Annotated in this window: 14 protein-coding genes and 1 pseudogene; 6 read left to right on the forward strand and 9 right to left on the reverse strand. The window is 49.7% G+C overall.

Going from position 1 to position 25,391, the window contains the following annotated elements; all coding sequences use genetic code 11:
• Positions 1-175: 175 nt before the first annotated feature.
• Complete coding sequence (ppdK, locus tag NW212_RS11525) at positions 176-2,899, reverse strand: pyruvate, phosphate dikinase (RefSeq protein ID WP_258338791.1); 2,724 nt, start codon at positions 2,897-2,899, stop codon at positions 176-178.
• A 436-nt stretch (positions 2,900-3,335) separates the two neighbouring features.
• Here ppdK and rlmD point away from each other — a divergent pair, with 436 nt between their 5' ends.
• From rlmD to NW212_RS11545, 4 genes are all read left to right on the forward strand, one after another.
• Positions 3,336-4,754 carry a 23S rRNA (uracil(1939)-C(5))-methyltransferase RlmD gene (rlmD, locus tag NW212_RS11530; RefSeq protein ID WP_258338792.1) on the forward strand — a complete coding sequence of 473 codons (1,419 nt, stop codon included), beginning with the start codon at positions 3,336-3,338 and terminating at the stop codon, positions 4,752-4,754.
• Positions 4,755-4,786: 32 nt separating this feature from the next.
• A complete protein-coding gene (locus tag NW212_RS11535; RefSeq protein ID WP_258338793.1) occupies positions 4,787-5,716 on the forward strand; it encodes an RluA family pseudouridine synthase in 930 nt (309 codons plus the stop codon).
• Positions 5,717-5,750: 34 nt separating this feature from the next.
• Positions 5,751-6,371 (forward strand): HAD family phosphatase, encoded by a 621-nt coding sequence (locus NW212_RS11540; RefSeq protein WP_258338794.1) that lies wholly within the window; start codon positions 5,751-5,753, stop codon positions 6,369-6,371.
• Positions 6,372-6,505: 134 nt separating this feature from the next.
• Complete coding sequence (locus NW212_RS11545; protein ID WP_258338795.1) at positions 6,506-6,928, forward strand: hypothetical protein; 423 nt, start codon at positions 6,506-6,508, stop codon at positions 6,926-6,928.
• Positions 6,929-7,186: 258 nt separating this feature from the next.
• On the opposite strand, the gene NW212_RS11550 is transcribed toward NW212_RS11545, so the two are convergent.
• The 3 genes from NW212_RS11550 to NW212_RS11560 all read right to left on the reverse strand — a co-directional run bounded on the left by NW212_RS11550 (position 7,187) and on the right by NW212_RS11560 (position 13,000).
• Positions 7,187-9,334 (reverse strand): S9 family peptidase, encoded by a 2,148-nt coding sequence (locus tag NW212_RS11550; protein WP_258338796.1) that lies wholly within the window; start codon positions 9,332-9,334, stop codon positions 7,187-7,189.
• Positions 9,335-9,496: 162 nt separating this feature from the next.
• Positions 9,497-11,371: a membrane protein insertase YidC gene (gene yidC, locus NW212_RS11555; protein WP_258338797.1), complete on the reverse strand. Its 1,875-nt coding sequence runs from the start codon at positions 11,369-11,371 to the stop codon at positions 9,497-9,499.
• Between the two features lie 30 nt (positions 11,372-11,401).
• Positions 11,402-13,000 carry a CTP synthase gene (locus tag NW212_RS11560; protein WP_258338798.1) on the reverse strand — a complete coding sequence of 533 codons (1,599 nt, stop codon included), beginning with the start codon at positions 12,998-13,000 and terminating at the stop codon, positions 11,402-11,404.
• A 168-nt stretch (positions 13,001-13,168) separates the two neighbouring features.
• Here NW212_RS11560 and NW212_RS11565 point away from each other — a divergent pair, with 168 nt between their 5' ends.
• Entirely contained in the window at positions 13,169-14,662 is a 1,494-nt protein-coding gene (locus tag NW212_RS11565) for a DUF3078 domain-containing protein (RefSeq protein WP_258338799.1), read from the forward strand.
• Positions 14,663-14,671: 9 nt separating this feature from the next.
• On the opposite strand, the gene NW212_RS11570 is transcribed toward NW212_RS11565, so the two are convergent.
• Entirely contained in the window at positions 14,672-15,298 is a 627-nt protein-coding gene (locus NW212_RS11570; protein WP_258338800.1) for a lysine exporter LysO family protein, read from the reverse strand.
• Positions 15,288-15,572, reverse strand: coding sequence for a lysine exporter LysO family protein (locus NW212_RS11575; protein WP_258338801.1), 285 nt, complete (start codon positions 15,570-15,572; stop codon positions 15,288-15,290). The genes NW212_RS11570 and NW212_RS11575 overlap by 11 nt, the downstream gene beginning before the upstream one ends.
• Positions 15,573-16,151: 579 nt before the next feature.
• On the opposite strand from NW212_RS11575, the gene NW212_RS11580 reads away from it, so the two are divergent.
• A complete protein-coding gene (locus NW212_RS11580) occupies positions 16,152-17,336 on the forward strand; it encodes a mechanosensitive ion channel family protein (protein WP_258338802.1) in 1,185 nt (394 codons plus the stop codon).
• 172 nt (positions 17,337-17,508) lie between these two features.
• On the opposite strand, the gene NW212_RS11585 is transcribed toward NW212_RS11580, so the two are convergent.
• From NW212_RS11585 to NW212_RS11595, 3 genes and pseudogenes are all read right to left on the reverse strand, one after another.
• Positions 17,509-19,899 carry a glycoside hydrolase family 95 protein gene (locus NW212_RS11585; protein ID WP_258338803.1) on the reverse strand — a complete coding sequence of 797 codons (2,391 nt, stop codon included), beginning with the start codon at positions 19,897-19,899 and terminating at the stop codon, positions 17,509-17,511.
• 52 nt (positions 19,900-19,951) lie between these two features.
• The gene (locus NW212_RS11590) at positions 19,952-22,273 is read right to left on the reverse strand and encodes a glycoside hydrolase family 3 N-terminal domain-containing protein (RefSeq protein ID WP_258338804.1); all 2,322 of its coding nucleotides are present in this window, start codon (positions 22,271-22,273) and stop codon (positions 19,952-19,954) included.
• Positions 22,274-22,591: 318 nt separating this feature from the next.
• Positions 22,592-25,190, reverse strand: a pseudogene (locus NW212_RS11595) (glycoside hydrolase family 3 N-terminal domain-containing protein).
• Between the last annotated feature and the right edge of the window lie 201 nt (positions 25,191-25,391).

The following is a 25,391-nucleotide window of genomic DNA, read 5'->3' on the forward strand; positions in this document are numbered from 1 at the left end:
GTGTATGCGTTGGTGTATGCGCCACTGTTCAAAAGTGTATGCGTGGTGTATGCAAGTACTGTTTATTTGACTCATTTTTTTGCGGACAAATGTACGAACCGCCTAAAAACAACTTAGGCTGTAATGTATGAAAAACAGTCCATTACAGCCTAAATCAATGATTATCTTATACTATTTATGCTTCCTCTATTGCAGCCTGCGCCGCAGCCAGTCGGGCAATAGGCACGCGGAACGGAGAGCAGCTTACATAATTCAAGCCCACTTTATGGCAGAACTTGACTGATGACGGTTCGCCTCCGTGTTCGCCGCAGATGCCGCATTTCAAGCCGGGACGTACAGAGCGTCCTTTTTCTACAGCCATCTTGATGAGCTGGCCTACGCCGTTCTGGTCGAGCACCTGGAAAGGATCCACTTTCAGAATCTTCTTTTCCAAGTATACAGGCAGGAACGAAGCGATGTCATCGCGTGAATAGCCGAAAGTCATTTGAGTCAGGTCGTTTGTTCCGAACGAGAAATACTCTGCATGTGAAGCGATACGGTTTGCTGTCAGTGCGGCACGAGGTATTTCAATCATCGTACCCACTTTGAACGGCACTTCAACTCCTTCTTGTCTGAACACGCGCTCGGCGGTAGAGCGGATTATTTTTTCCTGCGCTTCAAATTCATACAGGATACCGATGAGCGGCACCATGATTTCCGGATGCGGATCATATCCTTCCTTCTTCAGCTCGCATGCTGCACTTAGAATGGCTTCTGTCTGCATTTCAGTGATTTCCGGATAAGTGTTTCCCAAACGGCATCCGCGATGTCCGAGCATCGGGTTGTGTTCGCACAGGCTGTCTACACGCTGGCGTATGTATTCCACTGTAACGCCCATGGCTTTGGCCATTTCTTCCTGTCCTTTCAGGTCGTGCGGAACGAACTCATGCAGGGGAGGATCGAGCAGACGGATGTTTACCGGATAGCCGTCCATGGCCTTGAAAATGCCCTTGAAGTCGTTCTTCTGGTAGGGCAACAGTTTTGCGAGTGCCTTTTTGCGTCCTTCAACGTCCGGCGCCAGAATCATTTCCCTCATGGCGATAATCTTCTGGTTCTCGAAGAACATGTGTTCCGTGCGGCAGAGGCCGATACCTACAGCACCGAATTTGCGAGCCACTTCCGCATCGTGCGGCGTATCTGCATTGGTGCGGACCTGCAGGCGTGTATACTTGTTGCACAAATCCATCAGCTTCGCGAAATTGCCCGACACTTCAGCGGCCTTAGTCGGCACTTCGCCCTGATAAACTTCGCCTGTGCTTCCGTTGAGAGAGATATAGTCGCCTTCCTTCAGGACAACGCCGTCGATTTCTACAGTGCGCGACTTGTAGTCAACGTTGATAGCTCCCGCACCCGATACGCAGCATTTGCCCATGCCTCGCGCCACTACGGCAGCGTGTGAAGTCATACCTCCGCGGGCAGTCAGGATACCTTCTGCAACAGTCATTCCGGCCAAGTCTTCCGGCGAAGTTTCTATGCGTACCATGATCACGCGGCGTCCTTCGGCATGCCATTTGGCTGCGTCCTCGGCGAAGAATACGATCTGGCCGGTTGCAGCTCCCGGAGAAGCAGGAAGTCCCCGTGTAAGGACTTTTGCGTTGCGGAGCTCTTCTTTGTCGAATACCGGATGGAGCAGTTCGTCCAGCTTGTTCGGTTCGCAGCGCAGGATGGCAGTCTTTTCGTCAATCAGGCCCTGTTCCAGCATTTCCATGGCGATGCGCACCATGGCAGCTCCCGTGCGCTTTCCGTTTCGTGTCTGCAAGAACCACAGCTTTCCTTCCTGAACGGTGAACTCCATGTCCTGCATGTCACGGTAATGGTTTTCCAGTTTGGTCTGCAATGCGTCGAGTTCCTTGTAGATTTCGGGCATGGCTTCTTCCATTGACGGGTATTTGCTTGCGCGTTCTTCTTCGGATATGCCCTGGAGTTTGGCCCAGCGTTGTGAGCCGATCTTTGTAATCTGCTGCGGCGTGCGGATACCTGCCACCACGTCTTCGCCCTGTGCATTGATCAGGTATTCGCCGTTGAAGAGGTCTTCACCTGTGGCAGCATCGCGCGAGAAGCATACTCCGGTGGCCGATGTGTCGCCCATGTTTCCGAATACCATGGCCTGGACGTTGACGGCTGTTCCCCATTCAGCCGGGATGCCTTCCATCTTGCGGTACAGGATGGCGCGTTCGTTCATCCATGAGTCGAACACGGCGCAGATGGCTCCCCACAACTGTTCGTAGGCGTCGCTTGGGAAGTCTTTTCCTGTCTGTGTCTTTACCGCTTCCTTGAAGCGTCTGACCAGTTCTTTCAGGTCTTCCACTTCCAGTTCGTTGTCCAGGCGGACTCCTTTCTTTTTCTTCACGTCTTCAATGATGGCTTCGAACGGGTCGATGTCGTCCTTGTTGGCGGGCTTCATGCCTAAAACCACATCGCCGTACATCTGTACGAAGCGTCGGTATGAGTCCCATGCGAAACGTTCGTTTCCGGTCTTGCGTGCCAGTCCGGCCACAACGTCGTCATTCAGTCCCAGATTCAGAATCGTATCCATCATGCCCGGCATGGAAGCCCGTGCTCCTGAGCGTACGGAAACGAGCAGCGGATTTTCGACGTCACCGAATTTGGATTTCATCAATGTTTCGACACCTGCAATGGACCGTTCCACATCGTCTTTCAGCAGTGCTACTACATCGTCTTTTCCTTTTTCAAAATATTCGTTGCAGACTTCGGTTGTTATTGTAAAACCGGGAGGTACCGGAACGCCTATCAGATTCATTTCTGCAAGATTGGCGCCTTTGCCGCCCAACAGGTTGCGCATGTCGGCTTTGCCTTCAGCGTATCCGTTTCCGAACGTGTAAACTCTTTTTGTTTCCATTTTGTTCAGTATGATTTTAATGGTTATAAATGTTTCTTTTTCTAAGAATGGATGCAAATCTATGTAAAAAATGTAATATATCAAATGCAAAACACGTGTTGTTGGGCATGTTTTGCAATATCGAGTTGTCAAAACCGCCGCTTGCCTGCCGTTTTGCATGTTTGCCTGCGGGTGGCAGGGCGGTTTCGGGGCTGAAAAAGAGGGATGCGCTGCACCGTTCTTTATCTTTAGTCTGGAGATATATATCCTCAGTCTGGAGATCTGTGTCTTCAGGCTGAAGACGTGCATCTCCAGCGTGGAGATAGAGCTTTTGTCCCTTAGGCTGGATTTTTTATCCGACATGGACTGCAAATCCGTGTATGCGGCATACATGTTTCGTTATGTGTGGAAAAATAATTACCTTTGCCTCCCGAATTGGATTTTATTGTAAACGAACGTGGCAAGAAAGAAAAAAGAACTTCCTTTACTTGAGAAGGTGACGATAACAGATGTGGCCGCTGAAGGAAAAGCAGTGGCAAGGGTGAACGATTTGGTAGTGTTTGTGCCGTATGTGGTGCCGGGGGATGTGGTGGACTTGCAGGTGAAGCGCAAGAAAAACCATTATGCCGAGGCTGTGGCGGTGAAATTTCATGAACGCTCTGCCATGCGCGTCGAGCCGTTCTGCCAGCATTTCGGCGTTTGCGGGGGATGCAAGTGGCAGTGTCTGGCCTACAGCGAGCAGCTGAGGTACAAGCAGAAGCAGGTGTTCGACAACCTTACGCGCATAGGAAAGGTGGAGCTGCCTGAGTTCCGTCCGATTCTCGGTTCGGAAAAGACCTGCTTTTATCGCAACAAGCTTGAGTTTACTTTCTCCAACAAGCGCTGGCTGACGGAGGACGAAGTGAAGCAGGACGTGACGTACGACCAGATGAATGCGGTGGGATTCCATATCCCCGGAGCGTTTGACAAGGTGCTGGCCATTGAGAAATGCTGGCTTCAGGATGACATCTCCAACCAGATCCGCAATGCCATCCGCGACTATGCTTATGCGCACAACTTTTCTTTCTTCAATCTCCGCACGCAGGAAGGGATGCTGCGCAACATGATGGTGCGCACTTCTTCCACCGGCGAACTGATGGTGCTCCTGCAGTGCAAGATCACTTCCGACGGGGAGCTTGACCGGATGAAGGAGCTTTTGGACTACGTGGCCGGCAAATTCCCGCAGATCACCTCGCTTTTGTATGTGGTGAACAACAAGTGCAACGACACCTTCGGGGATCTTGAGGTGAATGTTTTCAAGGGAACCGACCACATCTTTGAAGTGATGGAAGGGCTGCGTTTCAAAATCGGACCGAAGTCGTTTTATCAGACCAATTCCGAGCAGGCGTATAATTTGTATAAGGTGGCGCGCGAGTTTGCCGGACTGACGGGGAATGAGCTGGTGTATGACCTGTATACCGGAACCGGAACCATCGCGAATTTCGTGTCGCGTCGGGCGCGCAAGGTTGTGGGCATCGAGTATGTGCCCGAAGCGATTGAAGATGCAAAGGTAAACTCGGCCATCAACGGCATTGAGAATACGCTTTTTTATGCGGGCGACATGAAGGATATCCTGACGCAGGAGTTTATCAGCGAACACGGGCGTCCGGATGTCATCATCACCGATCCGCCCCGCGCCGGGATGCACGGCGATGTGGTTGACGTGCTGCTGTTTGCCGAGCCGCAGCGCATTGTCTACGTAAGCTGCAATCCTGCCACACAGGCGCGCGACCTGCAGCTGCTCGACTGCAAATACCGTGTGGCTGCTGTCCAGCCGGTAGACATGTTCCCTCATACGCACCACGTTGAAAACGTTGTGCTTCTGGAAAAAAGATGATTCTTGGGTAAAAAAACAATCGATTCTGATATATGTTGAAGAAAAGCAAGGCGGGAGGACGTCCCAGGGCACGTGCCGCCGCAAAATATACGGTTTATAATGTGACCGAACCGGATGAACTGATGTCGTTTCTCATGAAGAGCATGGCCGGAATCAGTCGCACGCGCGTAAAGTCGCTGCTGACGCACCGGGTGGTGCTGGTGGACAATAACATACAGACACAGTATAACTTTCCTCTGAAACCGGGCATGAAGGTCCAGATCAGCAGGGAAAAGCATAATCGCGAATTTCGCAATCCGATGCTCAAACTGCTTTATGAGGATGCCTATCTGATTGTTGTGGAGAAAAAGGAAGGGCTGCTTTCTGTTGCCACCGACCATCAGAAGGAGCGCACGGCGCAGCATATCCTTAATGAATACGTGAAGCGTGAGAACCGGAACAACCGTGTCTTTGTGGTGCACCGGCTGGACCGGGAAACGTCGGGTATCATGATGTATGCCAAGGATGAAAAGACCCAGCATACGTTGCGCGACAACTGGCACGACATTGTGACCGACCGCAGGTATGTGGCTGTGGTGTCGGGTGAGATGGAAAAGGACCAAGGCTCTGTAGAGTCCTGGCTGACCGACCGCAAGCTGTATGTAAGTTCGTCGGACTATGACGACGGAGGAAAGTATGCGCTGACTCATTACAAGACCATCAAGCGCGCCAACGGCTATTCGCTGGTGGAGCTCCAGCTTGAAACGGGGCGCAAGAATCAGATCCGCGTGCATATGCAGTCGCTCGGGCATCCGGTTGTGGGAGATGAGCGTTACGGATGCCCGGTTGATCCGCTGGGCAGGATGGCTCTCCATGCCTTCAAGCTCTGCTTTCACCATCCGGTGACCGGAGAGCTGATGGCGTTTGAAACGCCTTATCCTTCTCCGTTCAAGAATCTGGTCATGAAGAGCAGGCAGATGTAGGCTTTTGGATTGGAATGTCAATTTTCAGCAGACTATGATTAAGAATATACTTTTTGACTTCGGGGGCGTGATCGCCCCGATCGACAGGGAGAAAGCTGTAGAAGCGTTTGTGCGTCTGGGACTGGCCGACGCTGACCAGCGTTTGGACAAGTATCACCAGACGGGGATATTTCAGGAGCTTGAAGAGGGTGCTATTGACGCCCAGACCTTTCAGGACAAGCTGGGCGTGCTTTGCGGCCGCAAGCTGGAGTGGGAAGAAACGCGGCAGGCATGGCTCGGCTTTTTTACGGGGGTGGACGAGGCGATGCTGGAATGCCTGGAAGAGCTCCGCAGGAGGTACAGGCTGTATGTGCTCAGCAACACGAATCCCTATGTGATGGACTGGGCGTGCAGCGAGGGGTTTTCTCCCCGCCGCAAGCCCTTGAACGCATATTTCGACAAGCTCTATCTGTCGTATCAGCTGGGAGTGCTCAAGCCCGACGAGCGGATTTTCAGAATGGTGGTTGAAGACAGCGGAATAGTGCCCTCAGAAACGCTTTTCGTAGACGACGGGGCATCCAACATCGCTGCCGGACATAAGGCTGGATTCGTTACGTATCAGCCGGAGAATGGCGAGGACTGGCGCGATGCGCTTCAGACACTGCTTAAAGACTGAGCGTCTGTCCGGCCTAAAGGGAAGGCCCTAACAGGTTTAGGGATTTTCCCCTTTAATCTTAGGAATTATCTTTTTCTGCTTTCATAGGGTTTCCTTACCTTTGTGCTATAGAAAAAACCAAAGGAGGAAACATTATGAAAACATCAGTTCGAAAACTCTATTATATAGCGGCTTTGGCTGCGCTTGTGATTTTGCTCCCGTCGTGTGAGGTGGACTTCTCGATCGGCAACAATACGCTTGACTACCGTGAGAATACGGAATATCTTTGCAGTTTTGTGTGGGTGGACGAATGGTCGGATTCCGACGGTTTCCACAGGCAGGAAATCACTTTCTATCCGGACAATACGGGCGAGGACTATGTCCGCATCCAATACCGTGACGGATATGTGCAGGAATCCCGTTATGTATTCACGTGGGACTGGTATGATGCTTTCTATACAAGTATCCGCATGCACTATGGGGGAGGCGACTATTCGTATATGGACAATATGCAGATGTATGACGGACGTCTGGACTGCCTGCTGGACGGTTATCCGGTTACTTTTTTCGGGTATTGATTGAACAAAACAGGAATTTGCTTTGTTTATATTTATTCAAGGCGTGTGAATAAGTGTATTTTCAATAGGTTTTATAGATAATTTTAGTTTCCGTAAGACAGCCGGTTTGTGAATTGCCGGCTGATCTTGTTTTAAATGGTGCGGGTCTTTGTCTGACAGTTCTGAAAAGATTCGCCCTTATGCAAAACACCCCGCCACTCTTTTTAAGGCAATCGGTTGCTTTAACAGGGGTGACGGGGTGCTTTTTTGTCTTTGCGGTTATTCTTTCGGTTTCAGCCAGCGGTCAAGCCAGTTGAAGAAGGTGCGCTGCCAGAGCACGCCGTTCTGCGGCTGGAGAACCCAGTGGTTTTCATCGGGGAAAATCAGCAGTTCGGCAGGTATGCCGCGCATCTTGGCTGCATCGAAGGCTGCCATCGCCTGGTTTGCAAGGATACGGTAGTCTTTTTCGCCGTGGATGCAGAGAATCGGGGTATCCCATTTGTCTACGAAGCGGTGGGGAGAGTTGGCAAAAGTGCGTTGGGCTGTGGCGTTGTTCTTGTCCCAGAATGCTCCGCCCATATCCCAGTTGGCAAACCATTTCTCTTCCGTTTCCAGATACTGCATTTCCATGTTGAAAATGCCGTCGTGGGCTATGAAAGCCTTGAAGCGTTTGTTGTGGTGTCCGGCCAGCCAGTATACGGAAAATCCACCGAAGCTGGCGCCTACGCACCCCAGATGGTCTTTGTCGACGAACGGCTCTTTCGCTACTTCATCGATGGCGGTCAGGTAGTCCCTCATGCACTGGCCTCCGTAATCTCCGCTGATGGCTTCATTCCATTCCACGCCGAATCCCGGCATACCGCGCCGGCAGGGAGCTACAATGATGTAGTCGTTCGCTGCCATAATCTGGAAATTCCAGCGGTAGCTCCAGAACTGTCCCAGCGGACTTTGCGGACCGCCCTCACAATAGAGCAGGGTGGGGTACTTCTTTTGTGGGTCGAACTGCGGCGGATAAATTACCCATGTCAGCATGTCTTTTCCGTCGGTGGTTTTTATCCAGCGTTCTTCCACACGGCCCATTTCCAGCTTGTCGTAGATATGCTTGTTTTCGTTTGTAAGCTGTGTTGCTTTTGCAAAATTGCCGTCAAACTCTACCGGAACTGAATAGATTTCGTCTGCCTGGCTCATCGAGTGGCGTGTGGCAATCAGTCTGTCGCCGCTCAAGCTGATGCTTCCATAGTCATGCAGTCCCTCCGTAATTTTGACCGGTGCCTTGCTGTCTTTCCAGTCATTCAGTCCCAGGCGGTAAATCTGCTCTGTTCCGTGCCATGTGCCGGTCAGATAGAAACCGTCTGAAGCAGGAGTCCATACATAAGTGTCAACATTGGTTTCAAATGCACTTGCAGCATTGAATTTTTCTTTCTTCTCCAAGTCAAGGACATACAGGCGGTTCAGGTCGCTTTCATAACCGTCGTGTTCCATGCTCTGCCATGCGATGAACTTTCCGTCGGGCGAGAACTGCGGATTGATGTCGTAGCCTTCGTTCTTGTCGTCTTTCTTCTGGGGATTCGCGGTATAATCTTTGCAGAGATTCTCGGTCTTGCCGGACGCCACATCATACAGATAGATGTCGCTGTCGGTAGAAACGGCGTATGCCAAGCCTGTCTTCTTGCGGCAGGTATAGGCTATCTTGTCCGAAGCCGGACTCCATGCAAGCTGTTCTACTCCCCCGAAAGGTTTCATCGGCGATTCATAAGGCTCGTCTTTCAGGATGTCGGTCGCTTCGCCCACCTTGTTTCCGTCAAACGGGGCTATAAACGGGTGGGGAATGCTTTCTACCCATTCGTCCCAATGCTTGTACATCAGGTCGTCAATTATTTTTCCGCTTGCCTTGTCAAGGTCGGGATAAATGTCAGCGGTGCGCTTCCCGTATTTCACTTGCGATACGAAAAGGACTTTTGACTCGTCCGGTGAGAACTTGAATCCGTCCACATTGCCTTCTATTTCCGACAATTGTTTGCGTTCCGTTCCGTCCGAATTCATTTCCCAGATTTGTCCTTTGCTGAGAAAAGCCAGCTTGCTTCCCTTTTTTATCCAGACAGGTTCGCTTTCGCTTGCTGCCGAAGACGTGAGGAGTTTGTTGTCTGAGCCGTCAGCGTTCATCACATAGATGACCGTATGGCTCTTGTTTTCTTTTACGCTGTAGTAAGAAACGGTGTAGGCAATCTGTTTGCCGTCGGGCGAAACGCTTGAAGAGCCGATGCGTCCCATCGCCCAAAGTATTTCCGGAGTCATCCTTCCGTTGTCTGCTGTGATTTCCTGCCTCCCGATGATCGGCCCTTCGTCCGTCGTTTTGTCGGGAGCGGTACACGATGAAGTCGCCAGTGCGATGGCGGCTGTCATGGTCATAAGATCTGTTTTTTTCATGATAGTTTGTTCTATTGTGATTTGTTTTTCGTCTTTAGTTGGCAAATTTACATAAAAACGTATGAAAGGCAGCAATCCAGGCCGGCAAATAATATGCGGTCAAATAAAAATAGCCCTGCTTTGTGGGGCAGGGCTATCGTTTTGGTACGCTTTATTGTGAAATCAGTTTTTCTTATTATGATTCTGCGTCTGCTTCATCCGTTCCATGCGTTCTTTCTGCAGGCGTTCCTGTTCTTTCTGCAGCGCTTCGAGCTTGGCCATCAAACCGCTTGGCTTTTGCTGAGAAGGCTCCCGCTTGTTGGCTTCCAGCTGTGCGAGCAGCTTCTTCTCGTCAGTCATTTTGCGCATGATCCACATGATGAGGATGCTCATCAGTCCCGAGATAAAGTAGTAGTAGCTCAATCCCGACGCATAGTCGTTGAAGATGAAGAAGAACATCAGCGGCATGATATACATCATCCATTTCATGGCAGCCATCTGCGGATTGTTGCCCATGTCCTGCTGGCGCATCATCACAATCTGGTTGATAACCGTGGTGGCACTGAAAAGCAGGCAGAACAGGCTCAAGTGATTGCCGAGCAAGGGAATGTGCATGTTCCAGCTGATCAGGTCGTCGTAGGCCGAAAGGTCGTTTGCCCAAAGGAAACTTTGCTGGCGGAATTCGATCGCGTTCGGCACGAAGAAGAACAGCGCCATGTAGACCGGAGTCTGCAGCAGCATCGGCAGACAGCCTCCCATCGGACTCACATTGTATTCGCGGTAAAGGGCCATCGTTTCCTGCTGTTTCTTCAGCGCGTCTTCCGGATTGGGGTATTTTGCACTGATTTTATCTACATAAGGCTTCAGCGCACGCATCTTTGCCGACGAGATGAACGACTTCCATGTGGTGGGAAGCACGAGGATTTTTACGATGATCGTCATGAACAGAATTACAATGCCCATGCTCAATCCCAGTCCCGACAGCCAGTCGAACAGATTGATGGTGAACCACCTGTTGATGAGGCGAATGATCGGCCATCCCAAATATACCAGGTCTTCCAGTTCCTGATCTTTGTTCGAGAAGCTCAGGTCGTTGCTTGCCAGCAGCGTCTTGAAATGATTCGGTCCGAAATAGAACTGCAGCCGTGTCGGTTTTGCACCGGTCGGATCGAAAGGAGTAGACATTTCTGCTCTGTAGTCTTTCATGTATCCGCTTCCCTGCACTTCCAGCTTTGAATCGAGCGAGGCGTTCATGAAGCACTGTTCAGCCATGAATACGCATGAAAAGTACTGGTTCTTGAACGCTACCCAGTCGAGCGCTTCGGGAATATCCTTTTTCTCGTCGCTTGTTTCGCTCAGGTAATCGAAACTTTCGCCCACAGGCTTGTAGGTGAGCGAAGTATACCGCTGTTCAAAGTTGAATCCCTTTTCCATCTGGCGTGCCCGTTGCTTCCAGTCGATGCCCATGCTGTTTGTCGTCGAGTGGAAAAAGTTCTGCATGCCTGTGGCCTGTATGGTCAGGTCTACCATATAAGAATGCGGCAGCAGTTTGTAGTTGAGATCCAGATGTCCTCCGTTTGATACGTTCAGCCTCATGGTGACCGTACTGTCAGTTTGGTTTACGGTTTCAAAATACAGGCGGCTGCTGTTCATGTTTTCAGCTTTTCCGTCGAAGCTGAAGTTCATGGCAGCGTCATTTCCGTCAAACAGAACCAGCGGCTGGTGCTCCTGGTCGTTGTATTCTTTCAGCATGGCCGAACAAACCCGTCCGCCTTTGTTCGTGAACTGCAGCTTGATGAATTCGTTTTCAAGGGTAGTTCGTTTTTCTTCGCCCTTGGTTGCTTCAAAAAACAAAGATGTTGTATCATTCAACGCTGCTTCTTCGGCCAATGCCGCCTGCTTTTGGGCCTGTATCTCCTTATCCCGGATTACTTGCTGGATAGAATCTTGATAGTGCTGAGCTTGCGCTCTTTCTTCCTGACTGGGGCGGTTGTAGATTCCAAATCCAACAATCACCACTCCGATCAGCACAAATCCCACTAACGTGTTTTTGTCCATTTTTATCTAATTGTATTCGGTTTCTTATATTTATTTGTCGATAGCCGCCTTGACGAACGACAGGAAAAGCGGATGCGGTTTCAGCACCGTGCTGCTGTATTCAGGATGGAACTGTGTGCCGATATACCATTTCAATGTGGGTATTTCGATGATTTCCACAAGGTCTGATTCCGGATTGATGCCCACGCATTTCATGCCAGCCTTTTCAAATTCAGCCTTATAGTCGTTGTTGAATTCGTAGCGGTGGCGGTGGCGTTCCTGTATGTGTTCGGTCTTGTAAGCCTGGAATGTCTTTGAGTTCTGGTCGACCACGCATTCGTATGCACCCAGACGCATGGTTCCGCCCATGTTGGTGATTGACTTCTGCTCCTCCATAATGTCAATGACGTTATGCGGAGTCTTTTCGTCCATTTCGCGGCTGTTGGCATCGGCGTATCCCAGCACATTGCGCGCAAATTCGATGGCCATGCATTGCATGCCGAGGCAGATGCCGAATGTCGGCACGTTGTGTGTGCGGCAGTATTTGGCAGCGATGAACTTTCCTTCGATTCCTCTTTGGCCGAAGCCCGGGCAGATGATGATTCCGTCCATGTCTTTAAGCTGTTCTTCCACGTTTCCTTCAGTCAGCTTCTCGCTGTTGATGAAATGGATATCAGCCTTGTGGTCATTGTAGGTTGCAGCTTGCGACAATGCTTCGAGGATGGATTTGTATGCGTCCTGCAAGTCGTATTTTCCTACCAGTCCGATTTTCACCACTTCCGTAGCGCTGTGCCGGCGGTTCAGGAATTCTCTCCACGGTCCCAGTGTAGGCGTTTCGCCTACAGGCAAGCCCATCTTTTCAAGAATCGTCACGTCCAGTTTCTGTTCCTGCATCCGCAGAGGCACTTCATAAATCGTCGGCATATCCATCGACTGTACCACTGCGTCTTCGTCTACATTGCAGAACAGCGCTACTTTTTTGCGGAGTGTGGCGCTGAGCTCATGTTCGGTGCGCAGTACAAGGATGTCGGGCTGGATGCCTACCGACTGCAGTTCTTTAACCGAATGCTGTGTAGGCTTTGTTTTCAGTTCGCCTGCTGCAGCCAGATAAGGCACGTAGGTGAGATGCACGCACAATGCGTTGCGTCCCAGTTCACGCTTTAGCTGACGGATGCTTTCAAGATAGGGAAGCGACTCGATGTCGCCTACCGTACCTCCGATTTCTGTAATTACGAAGTCGAATTTGTACTTGTTTCCCAAGAGCTTCACATTACGCTTGATTTCGTCTGTGATGTGAGGGATGATCTGGATGGTTTTTCCCAAATAGTCACCGCGGCGCTCTTTGTCGATCACACTCTTGTAGATGCGGCCTGTGGTGATGTTGTTGGCTTTTGTCGTCTGTATGCCCAGGAAGCGTTCATAGTGTCCCAAGTCAAGATCGGCCTCATGTCCGTCTACTGTCACATAGCATTCGCCGTGCTCGTAGGGATTCAGAGTTCCCGGGTCGATGTTGATGTACGGGTCGAACTTTTGGATGGTTACGCTGTAGCCTCTTGCTTGCAGCAACTTACCGATTGATGAAGAGATGATGCCTTTGCCCAATGATGAGGCAACGCCACCTGTTACGAAAATGTACTTTGTTTCTGCCACAATATGAATAGTTTAAAATTTTAATCAGCAATAAAACTGTTTTCTATAAAGATGCAAAATTAGAAAAAAAAGCCGAACCCGCAAAGGCTATTGCGTGTAAAACCTTTTTTTGTTGCATATAACGGCTGCTTTTTGTAGATTTGCCGAAATTTAATAGGCAAGTAGAAAATGAAGAAGATGGGATTGGTGGCTGTGTTTCTGGCAATGGCACTGTGTGCGCTTGCTCAGACAGCCAAGGTGTCCGGACTGGAGTCCGTGGCAGATACGGCGGTTGTCGTGATTCCTGACTCTGTGGTAGTTCAGGTTCTCGACTCTCTTTCGGCTGTTTCAGCGGCCGACAGTGCAAAGTTGTCGGTTCGCAGAGTGACAGAACAGAAAGCGCAGCCTTCGCCGCAGCTGCTGGCTTTCAACAGGACGGTGAGAGATTTTCGCAAGAGATACGATGAAATGCTTGAACGGTGGGATGACATATACCTTATTATAAGGGGGATTCCTGTGAAATCTGACTATTACAAACTTTCGATGCCTGCAACTTATTATCATGCGGCGATAGAGCAGGCCTGCAATATTGACGGATGGAAGCCTCGGATTCCTTTTCTGAAGGATGATTCTGTAGCAGTGCGGCCGTTTCCGCTGAAGGATCTCCGCCGTTCGGAGAAGATCGACCGTTACATTAACCGTCAGCTGCTTTCGTTTTATCTTGAATATCCGAATCTGGTGAAACAGAACGAGGCTAATCTGGTCGGATTGAAGCCCTTGCAGGGAGAAAAGTTTGTGAAGGACGAAACCAAGAAGTCTATCCTGCAGGTTTTGCAGATACCTGGCCGTCCGCGGGAAGTGGTTCAGAAAGACCTGCTTGTGTTCAAGCCGAACTTCTGGACATTGACGGGCAACGGCTATTTGCAGTTTTCGCAGAACTATATTTCCGACAACTGGTATAAGGGAGGCGAAAGCACGAAGTCGTTCCTTTCCGGACTGACCTTGCAGGCAAATTATGATGACCGCCAGAAAATACAGTTCGAAAACAAACTGGAATGGAAACTGGGCTTTATTACCGCTCCTTCTGATACCTTGCATAGCTATAAGCCTAACAATGATATGTTCCGCCTGAGTTCTAAACTGGGTATTAAGGCTGTCAACTCGTGGTATTATACGCTTTCGGCCGAGTTCAAGACTCAGTTTTTCTCGAACTATGAAACCAATACCGAAAATCTGGTGTCTGCTTTCTTTTCTCCGGCTGAGTTGAACGTCGGTCTTGGTATGGACTATAAATATATAAAGGATGGGGTCTGCAACTTGTCCGTACTGATCAATCCGTTAAACTATACGCTGTATAGTGTGTCAAGCGATAGGGTAGATCCGACCAAGTTCAATGTAAAGGAAGGGCACAAGCACGAGAGTGTCTGGGGTTCTCGTCTGGAATCTACATTGAAGTGGCAGATCATTTCTGTTCTGCTGTGGGAGTCCCGGCTTTCATACACTACGAACTACGAAAAAGTCCTGGCTGAATGGGAGAATACATTCACCTTTACCATCAACCAGTACTTGTCGACTAAACTGTTCATTCACGGCCGTTTCGACGATGGAGTGACGCGTGAATCGGATGACAGTTACTTCCAGTTGCAGGAACTTTTAAGTTTCGGCTTGAGCTATACGTGGTAAGAAGGCTTGTCACATGCTGCAGAAGAAGGAAATCAGCAGCGGCACGCTTATTTCCAGGATGATTCCGTGCAGGATGGCAAGCGGAACCATGTTCTTTCCTGAATAGCGGTTTACCATCGGCAGCATTACATCCATCGAGTTGATTCCTGCTGCCGAGATGGGAGCGAGTTTTCCGAACATTCGGGTGAACAGGGGTGCTCCTATGAGCGAAATCATTTCGCGGATGATGTTTGCCAGCAGGGCCAGCGTTCCCAGTTCGGTTGCTATCTGTATGCCGGCCGAAGCCTGTTTTATTTCTGTAATCAGCACTGAAGACAGTGAATAATAAGCAAATCCGCTTCCTACAGCCATGCAGTCCGCTGTTCTCCATTGGCTGATGGCAAAGCTGGCGAGGAAGGAGAAAAGCAGCGTTCCGGCAATGGTGGACAGCGGCAATATCAGCATTCGGGGAGAGAGAAAACGGATCATGTCTTTCAGGTCTTTGTTTGAACCGATGCTGATTCCCACCTGGAAAATAAGTATGTAAAGAATGATAATCGAGGTGTTTCCCTTGAACCAGTCTTCCGGAATCAGGCGGTTAAGCCCTGTCAGACCTCCGGCGATGAATACGCAAAGTATAATCAGACTATTTTTCATCTTTACCTCCTTTCCTGAAAATCAGACGGTATGCCAGGTATGAGGCGCAAAGGCTTCCGGCTGTTCCTAATATGGCCAGCAAAGCTGCCTGATATCCGAACTTGTCGAGATTGCTTATCAGTTCGTCGTTGGATCCGATGGTAACTCCGAATGTAAAAAGCATACAGAAGATTGTGAGTGAAATTGTCTTTTCCACTTTGTGAAGCAGTTCGACACGGCGGAGAATATAGCCTGTGCCGATGCCGATGAATAATAAAATCAATACGTAAAACATGGCTTTTCAGTTTAGCAAAAAGAACCCTGTCCTTTGGCCTTTTCACAGCAAAGGGCATGGCAATTTTTGCCGGTTCATAAAAAATAATCACTTTAAATACGGGGGTTGCTGCGGATTATTTTAGATGAAGCCGGTGAACCAGTGTGCGACAAACCTGCGGTGTACCGCGCACCGCTGTACACACTCGTTCAGTTTGTATGTGTTGCTAAAACTCATTGCCATTTTTCGATTTCGGGCCGCAAAGATAGATAATTTTCTCGAAACGATGAATTAATATGCGATTTTTATTTAGAAAAGGCGGTAAAAACTGTCTGGAAGGCATTTGGAACGGTTTCAGAAGCTTCCTGATATTCAAATATTCTTAAATTCGCCGGCTTCAGGTCGGTAATGTTTTGTAAGTTGTATATTTGTTGCAGGGTAAACGTAAAAAAACAGCTTTCGCAATAAAAGGCTGCGTATCCCAAAAACAGGATGGAATGGCTTTTTGGAGTTATTTATAGCATATTTTTCCTGGAGGTTAAACATCCTTGGTATCGCTTTGTTGTACATATTACATATATTATTTAATATAAATTGCTTATGAAAACTTTACATGAGGTCGGAACGTTGGGCGGATGGATGAATGATGTGCTTATATCATGGGGAATCCCATCCGAATATGCCAATATGTTTGACGAATTTGTGGTGGCCGCACTCATTATTCTGTTGGCCGTGGGTCTGAATTATTTTTTTCAAGCCATTGTGGTAGGAGGCATCAAACGATACGCACGCCGTTTTCCTTACCGGTGGAATACTTTGCTGGTGAAGCGTAAGGTTGTGCATCATTTGCTGCATGTGGTGCCCGGCGTATTGATTTATCTGCTTTTGCCTTTAGCTTTTGTCAAAGGCAAAGACATGCTGGTGTTTTCGCAGCGCATTTGTGCTGTCTATATCATTGTAGCTATCCTGCTTACGCTGAATGCCATGCTGCTGGTGATGCTTGACATTTACAATTCGAAGAAAATCCGTAAGAATCATCCTATTCGCGGACTTGTGCAGGTGTGTCAGGTGGTGCTGTTCTTTCTTGGAGGCATACTGATTGTGGCTACACTGATCAACAAGTCACCGATAACGCTCTTTGCCGGTTTGGGTGCTGCGGCGACGGTGCTGATGCTGGTCTTTAAAGACAGCATTTTAGGATTTGTGTCAGGAGTGCAGCTTTCGGCAAACGACATGCTGCGCATAGGCGACTGGGTGACATTGCCTAACGGAATGGCCGACGGAATCGTGCAGGAAATCACATTGAATACCGTAAAGATCCAGAATTGGGATAACACCATTACCACCATTCCTCCGTATACAATGGTAAACAGTACATTTCAGAACTGGCGGGGAATGCAGGAAAGCGGCGGCCGTCGGGTAGACAAGCGTATCTGGCTGGATCTGGATACGATACGTTTCTCTACACCGGAAGAACTGGAGCGTATCCGTAAAGAAGTTCCCCTGATGTCTGATTATGTTCCTGCCGAAGGAGAAATGCCGACCAATTCGCAGTTGTACCGTGAATACATCGAACGCTATCTGATGAGTTTGCCGGTAGTGAACCAGGATTTAGATCTGATCATTGCCCAGAAGGAACCTACAGAGCGCGGCCTGCCCATACGGGTGTATTTCTTTTCACGTGTCAAGGCTTGGAAACAATACGAACATATCCAGTCGGACATCTTCGATCATCTGCTGGGTATGGCACCCCGTTTCAGTCTGAAGCTTTATCAGGGAATCTGATGCGTGTTTTACATGCATCAAAATCTGCCAGCTATTGCTCTGCTTCAGTTTGCGGATTGTTTCCGAAGATGTTTTCTGTTTCTGTGAGGATTGTCATGATGAAGAGAAACAGACCGGAAACAAACGCAAAGGAAAGCAGAGCGTATAACTTGGCAGGTAGAATGAAAAAGGTCTAAAAAATAATCTGTTTGTTTTCCCCGGCTTTTAAGCGGATTGTCTTTTTATGGCCTTTGTAACTTATCGTCACTTTGCGGTCTGTCTTTGATCGGAAAGTGGCAGAACGTAAGGTCCCTTCCTTCCAGACCATATCTGTTTCAATTCCCGGCCGTGCACACAGTCCTTTCACTTCTCCGTCTTTCCATTGGGGCGGTAAGGCCGGAAGCAACTGTATTTCTTTCAGGTGGCTTTGGATCAGCATTTCTGCAATGCCGGCTGTACCTCCAAAGTTTCCGTCTATCTGGAAAGGCGGATGCAGGTTAAACAGGTTGTTCGCTGTGTTCTTCTGGAGCAGGAGGTTTACATTCTTTCCGGCTTCTTCACCGTCCAGCAGACGCGCATAGAAGTTGATCATCCAGGCACGGCTCCATCCGGTGTATGATCCGTTGCGGTTCGCTTCGTTTTCATTGTAGTATCGGCGGCGTTCAATGGTTTTCCGGGCGGCTTCGAACAACTGTTTGTTCGTTGGAGTGATTTGCGTGCCGGGATATAGTCCGAACAGGTGCGAGATGTGGCGGTGTCCGGGCTCTGCTTCTTCATAGTCCTCTATCCATTCCTGGATTGTTCCGTAACGGGTGCTTATCCGGATGGGAGGAAGTTGTTTTCTGACTGCTTCCAGCCGGCGGTTGAAGGACATGTCGCTTGGTACGATTCTTCCCGCTTCAAGGCAGGCATCAAACAGTTCATGGATGATTTCGATGTCCATTGTCGCGCCATAGGTCAGATTATAATTCTTCCCGTTCAGCCGATAATGATTCTCCGGCGAGTTGGAAGGAGCAGTCACCCAATGTCCTTTTTTGTCTTTCACCAGGAAATGGAGCAGGAACTCGGCAGCCTCAGCCATGCAGGGATAAGCCTCTTCACACAGATACTTCTTGTCTTCCGTAAAGCGGTAGTGTTCCCATAGATGCAGAGCCAGCCATGCGCCTGCTATGGGGAAAGTTCCCCAACCCACTCCGTCACTGATGGACGTGTGTCCGTAAGGGTCGGTCAGGTGGTTCAGGGTCCATCCTTTTGAGTTGAAGGTTTTTCGGGCGGTGACACGGCCTGGCTTCCTCAACGCATTGATAAAACGGGAGAACGGCAGTACCGTTTCCGGGAGATTGCATACTTCCGCCGGCCAATAATTCATCTGTATGTTGATGTTGGTATGGAAGTCCGAACTCCAGACTGGGTAAATGTCCTGGTTCCAGATGCCTTGCAGATTGGCAGGCAAGATTCCCGGACTGCGTGAAGAGTTCATCAGCAGGTAACGTCCGTATTGGAAATAGGTGACAATAAGCGGCAGATCCGTTTCACCTTTTTTTACCCGTGCCAGTCGTTGGTCGATGGGTAAGTCTGGGGCTTCTCCCAGATGGAAAGACACGCGGTTGAAAAGCGAGGCATGCTCTTCCATATGCCGTTTGCGGATGGTGTCATAACATTTTTCGTCTATAGCTTCCAGCAAATCCTTGCAGCGCTGCATCGGATCGATGGATGAGTCAAAATCCAGTTTGCTGAAGTTGTAGTCGGTAGCGGCGGTGAAATAGAACACGGTTTCATCTGCCCCTTCCACGTAAAAGGCATTTGAACGTACTGTCATTTTCCCTCCTTTGTGTTTGCCCCGAACCAGTCCGGCAAAGCGTTCGTGCAGTCCGGGAGCACACATGTCTTCTTCCGGCAGGTCAAACACTTGCCCTTCGATAGCCAGGGTGTTTTTATCCAGCGGGTATGCTGTGGCATCCTGCTGCCGGGTATATTGCAGGCGGAAAGTCAGTGCTCCCGGCTGGTCGGCCCTGATGCGCAAGGCCAGTACATCGTCCGGAGCAGAAACAAAGAGTTCGCGTGTATATGTAACGTTTCCGATGCGGTAAGACACACATGCCAATCCGTTTTCCATATCCAGTTCACGGCGATAGCTACTGCCTTTGACCGATGAAGTGTGAGGTCCCCAAAAGTCAAGAAGCAGATTGCCGAACGTCTGATAAGGCCGGATGCGCATGGGATTGCTTTTCAGGCTTCTTTCTGAAAGTTCTTTGGCCTTGTCGATCTGCCCTTCCAGCAGGAGGCGTTGGATTTCGGGCAGGGTAGAAGAAGCATCTGCATTGCTTTCTACAGGCATACCGCCCCACAGGCTTTCTTCATTCAGTTGGATATTCTCCGATTTTATTCCACCGTAAATCATAGCTCCCATCCGTCCGTTTCCTACAGGAAGAGCTTCTGTCCATTTGGAGGCCGGATGGTCATACCAAAGTACGTGGTCCGGATTTTTGGCACTTGCAACAGGCAATACAGCCAGCATTGCTCCCAGAGTCACTGCCAGTTTCAGGCGGCAGCGGCTTTTTGATGTGATGAACTGATTTTTCATGCTTATTTTTTCAGGTATATTCATTCTGTATCGTTTTATCTGCGTCAATGGGTCAGGACACGACAGAGAAAGTTCCTTTCAAACGGATATCCTGGTAAGAGCGGCCTATTTTTACCGAAAACTTTCCAGGCTCTACCACATACTTCATTTCTGCATTCCACAAGCCTAGTTGGTTGTAAGGTACGGTGAAAGTTATGTTTTTTTCTTCTCCAGGTTGCAGAGCAATCTTATCAAATCCTTTCAGCATGACTATGGGAGTGACTATGCTTGACACTTCATCGCCGATGAAGAGCATCGGCACTTCTTTGCCTTCCCTTTCTCCGGTATTTTTCACGCGGAAGGAAATCTTCACATCCTGTCCGGCGGTTACCAGCGTATCCATCTTCAGATCCGAGTATTCAAAGTTCGTATAGCTTAATCCATGTCCGAAGCAATAAGCCGGGCGGTCGTCGGCACGCGAAGAACCCAAGCCATAGCCGGTGGTATAGCGGGTGTCGTTCTGATAATAGTACATTGGAATTTGTCCGGCATGCTGAGGTATGGTGACGGGCAGCTTGCCTGACGGGTTAACCTTGCCGAACAGCACTTCGGCCACGGCCTGTCCGCCATACATGCCCGGTTCCCAGGCATCCACAATGGCCGGAACATGACGGGTAGTCCATTCGTTGTTCAGCGGTTTCCCATTGACAATGACAACCACTGTCGGGATTCCGGTACGGCTGACAGCCTGTATCAGTTCTTCCTGCCGTCCGTAGAAATCAACGGACGGTCTGTCAGCGGATTCTCCGTATGTGCGGAGTCCCCAGTCAGAGCGCAAGCCGTATCCTCCCACCGCTATGACGGCCAGGTCACAGGTGCGTGCTTTTCGGACAGCGTCAGCGATGCTGTAGTCTGAAATCTCGCCGCCTTCTTCCAGTATGCGCGCTTGTGTTACCGGGTCGGTCGTATCTGTTTTGTCCTTAGATGCTTTTCCACGGATGCGTCCGCTGTTGCTGTAAATCACTTCGGCCTTTCCTTCTGTTTCCTGGCATACTCCCTCCAAAATGGTAGTCACCATTTCTTCCGGCTGAGGGTTTGCCCAGTCACCCAAAATAGCCTGGTTGTCAGCATTGGGCCCGGTCACCAGAATCCGTCTGTATTTTTTCATGTCAAGTGGCAGGAGATTGCCTTCGTTTTTCAGCAGTACGATGTTTTCTCTTGCTCCCTCCAAAGCCAGTGTCCGATGATCTTCTGGTGCACAGACCTCTTTGGCCGGGTCTGCATAGCGGTTCTCAAAAAGCCCCAGTTCAAATTTGACACGCAATATACGGCGCACCGCATCGTCTATCCGCTGTTCGGGTATTTTTCCTTCTTTCACCAGTTCTTCCAGCCAGGGACGCATCAGTCGGGTGCTGTCCCCTCCATAATACATGTGCATGTCCAGTCCGGCATCGAAAGCTTGTCTTACGGCATCTTTCTGGTCGGCTGCTACATGGTGGATTTTCATCAGGTTTTCCACGTCGCCCATATCGCTGATATAAAATCCGTCGAATCCCAGTTCATCTTTCACTACATCCGTCAGCAGCCATTTTGAGCTGTGAGCCGGAATGCCGTCCACGTCGTTGTGCCCCGGCATGATGGTCATGCAGCCAGCTTCGACAGCGGCTTGGAAAGGAGGCAGGAAGTAGGAGCGCACCTCCCGCTCAGACAATTTGGCCGAAGCGTGGTTACATCCTCCTACGGAAGCTCCTCCGCCCAGCAGGTGTTTTACGCTGACCGCTACACGATCCTGCGGGTTTTCCCAGTCTTGCAGACCGGACACGGCACAACGCACCATCTCGCTGGCCAGATAAGGGTCTTCTCCATACGTTTCTCCGGTCCGTCCCCAGCGGGCATCATGCACGATGTCCACGCAGGGTGCGAATGTCCATTGATTTCCGGTTGAACGGATTTCAGAAGCCGATGCCGCGTACATCGCTTTCACCAAGTCGCGGTTGAAGGTTGCAGCCATACTGATTGCGGACGGAAAAACCGTTTTCCCTGACAAGACCCCGTAGCCGTGCGCGGCGTCCATGCCTATCAGATAAGGTATCTTCAGCCGCGTCTGTTCAGACAGTTGCTGTATTTCGTTCATCACGTCCGGTTTGCCTTCGCCTATCCAGGCTCCATAGTCCAACTGTCCCAGCTCCTTTATTTTCTCTTTGTCCCAGACGGGCACCATGTCCATCTGACCTATTTTCTCTTCCAAGGTCATTTGCGAAAGCAATGCTTCCACCCGTTTTTCTGTAGGTTGCGCGGCGTCCATATACACTGAGGTATCCGGTTCACCGTTGCCGGTGCAGCCGTACAGCATGCTTGCTGCAATGATAAGCAGCGGCCATTTGCTCTTTTTCATTGTTTGGTTTCTCATTATAAGGTTATTGATATGTTAATATATGTCTTTATCTTTTGCAGATTTCGTAAAGTGTTCCGGACTCTGTAGAAAACTCGATGGTCGGTTCCATGTTGCTGTCAGCAGGCCCTTGTTCCGTGCAAAGAACAGAGAGTCTTCCTCCGGTGTGCATATTCCGTATGCTTTCTCTTTTGTGCTATTTGTAGAGCAGGAGCATAATATGCTGCATGCTATGAACAGCGTGAAATTTGTTCCTGGTAGTTTCATGTCTTTAGTTGGAAAAAATCCGATAAATAAAATAAAAGTATTGTTTTCTATGCTTTAGAATTTGTTCGACAATGTGACATTCAGCGTATTCTGCGCCTTCACTTCCAGTTCTTTTGTTTCGTATCCTTTTTTATTGAAAACCAACGTGCCGGCAGAAGTCGCCCGAATAGTGTATTCTCCTTTTTCGTTGGTCGATACACTTCCTTTCTCTCCCTTCACACTAACCTGCACATTGTCCAGTGCTTTCGCCTGCACGTCCCTCACGATTCCCCTGACTGTCATGCTCTTGCCCTTTGCTGTCGGAGTCACTTCGGCCTGTGGCAGAGCTTTCTTTTCCATCTTGTCCTGCTTTTCGCCTACATGGAGCGTTTTCTTGAAGAAAATGTTGTCGGAAGCAGTTCCGATCATAAATTCAAAATCCCCGGGCTCTACCGCATACTGCATGTTTTTGTCATACAGTCCCAGCTCGTCCACCGGAACGGCGATTTCTGCTGTAGCGTTTCCGCTGGCAGGCACCGTAACTTTGGCGAAGCCTTTCAACTGTTTTGCCGGCATGACCACGCTGCTTACCAGATCCCTGACATACACCTGCACCGTTGACTTTCCCTCAATGGCACTCGTATTTTTCACATTCACCCGAATGTGTACGGTGTCGGTCAGGCTATAGGTGTTTTTGTTGAAGCGTACGTCACCGTATTCAAAATGAGAGTAGCTTAAACCGTGTCCGAATGCCCACAAAGGTTCAGGATCAGAAAATACATAGTCACGTCCCGGTCTGTTGATGCGTCCCGGCGAGCGATAAAATCCTTTGTCGGAGGGCAGGCGGTTGTAGTGTACAGGCAAGTGTCCCACGCTTTGGGGGATGGAATAGCAGAAGCTGCCCGATGGATTTACTTTGCCGAACAGGATGTCGGCAATTACTTCACCTTCTCTTTCGCCTCCGTACCATTGGAACAGGATTGCAGGAATATGCTCTTTCTCCCAAGCGATGGAGAATGGGCGTCCGGTTGCCATTATTAAAACCACAGGCTTGCCGGTTGCATAGATCTCCTTTATCAGGTCACCTTGAACGCCGGTCAGATTTAAATCTGTCAGGTCATAGCCTTCACCGCAAGTGCAATTGCTGTAGTCGCGTGCCAAAGAGGCGCTGCAGATCCCATGAACAACAGCACGACATCCGATTTTTTTGCGGCGGCCACCGCCTCTGCAAATCCCGACCTGTTGTCAGAAACCAGATCGCATCCTGCTGCATAATGAACATCCAGTCTGTTTCCTGCAAGATTGCGTATTCCTTGCAAGGGCGTAATTCCGTCTTTGTTGTCACGGCTCCAGGTATAGTCGCCGAACTGTACCTGATTGGCATTGGGACCGATGACTGCAATAGATCTCAGGCTGTTTATGTCGAGCGGCAGCAGGTTGTTGTCGTTCTTTGCCAGCACCACACTTTCTTCCGATATTCTGCGTGACAACGCGATGTGTTCTTCGGTATGCACTTTTGCATCGTATTCTTCAAGGGAAGCCCATACGGATTTTCAAATAATCCGGCCTTGAACTTCGCATAAAGAACCCTTGAACAGGCCTGGTCTACATATTTTATATCCAGTTTGCCCGAGCGTACCATCTCTGGTATGCGGGCATAACAGTCGCTGGACGCTTCCAGGTCGGTGCCGGCTTCCAATGCCATCTTGGCAGCCTCTTCAGCATCAGCCGCCACTTTGTGAAAACTGTACAGCATAGATACAGCTCCCCAGTCTGAATAAGTATATCCTTTAAACCCCCATTCGGTGCGCAGCAAATCAGTCAGCAGCCATTTCGATGCCGTGTTCGGAATCCGGTTGGTCGAATTGTAGGCCGTCATTACAGCGTTCACCCCCGTCCTTTTTACGGCCACCTCGTATGGTTTCAGGTAAAACTCTCTTAAATCTCTTTCGCCGGCCTCGGTGGAAGCCAAGTTCAGTCCGGAAGTGGGGATGCCATGAGGGCCAAGCACTTTCAGCATGGGTGAAATGCCGCCGTCGATGTATCCGTTGATTTCATGCACTCCCATCTGGGATACCAGGAACGGATCTTCTCCGAAACTCTCTTCAACGCGTCCCCAGCGCAGTTCGTGTATCACATCAATGACGGGAGATAACACTTGATTCACTCCCATAGCCTTCAGTTCTCCCGAGATGGCCTTTGTCATCTGGTAGGCCAGGCCGGGGTTGAATGTGCAGCCTAATGCCACAGCTTGCGGGAAGATGGTGGCCCCGTCCTGTACGGCTCCATGAAGCGACTCGGAAACGGTGAAGATCGGGATTCCCAGCCGGGTGTTCTCGATGCAGTATTGCTGGATCTGGCGGGTGTATCGGGCCATTTCTGTTCCGGTTAAGGTCAGCCCTTCAACGGCTCCCCATCCTAGCGTGCCGATGATGTTTTTCATTTTGTCCAGATTTAAGGTACGGTCATCGTTCAGGATGCTTCCTTCGTGTATGTGGCGCAGTTGGGCCGTTTTTTCTTCTATGGTCATGCGGCCCAGCAGATCCTGCACTCTCGCTTCTATCGGCTGTGACGGATCTTTATATATAGGTGTGGGCTGTGCGTAAGACAGTATCGGGGCTGTCGAAATGAATGCAGCTAATGCTAATCGGAGTATGGGATACGTTTTTTTCATATTTGGTATTTTTTTCTTAGGTTGGTTGTTCTGTGCCGCCGGACCAGACTGAAATGCATGGCATGTATGCAAATTTGAATGATGCGCCGGCTTTGCAGGTGATTGCCGTTTTCTATGGGTCGGACGCAAGGGCGCAAAGCCGCAGCGGGAGATGCCGGATTTTCATCCGTATGCTCCCTGCGTCTTTGTGCTTCTGCGCCC

Source organism: Bacteroides sp. ET225 (genome assembly GCF_024733745.1).
Classification (GTDB): Bacteria; Bacteroidota; Bacteroidia; order Bacteroidales; family Bacteroidaceae; genus Phocaeicola; species Phocaeicola excrementipullorum.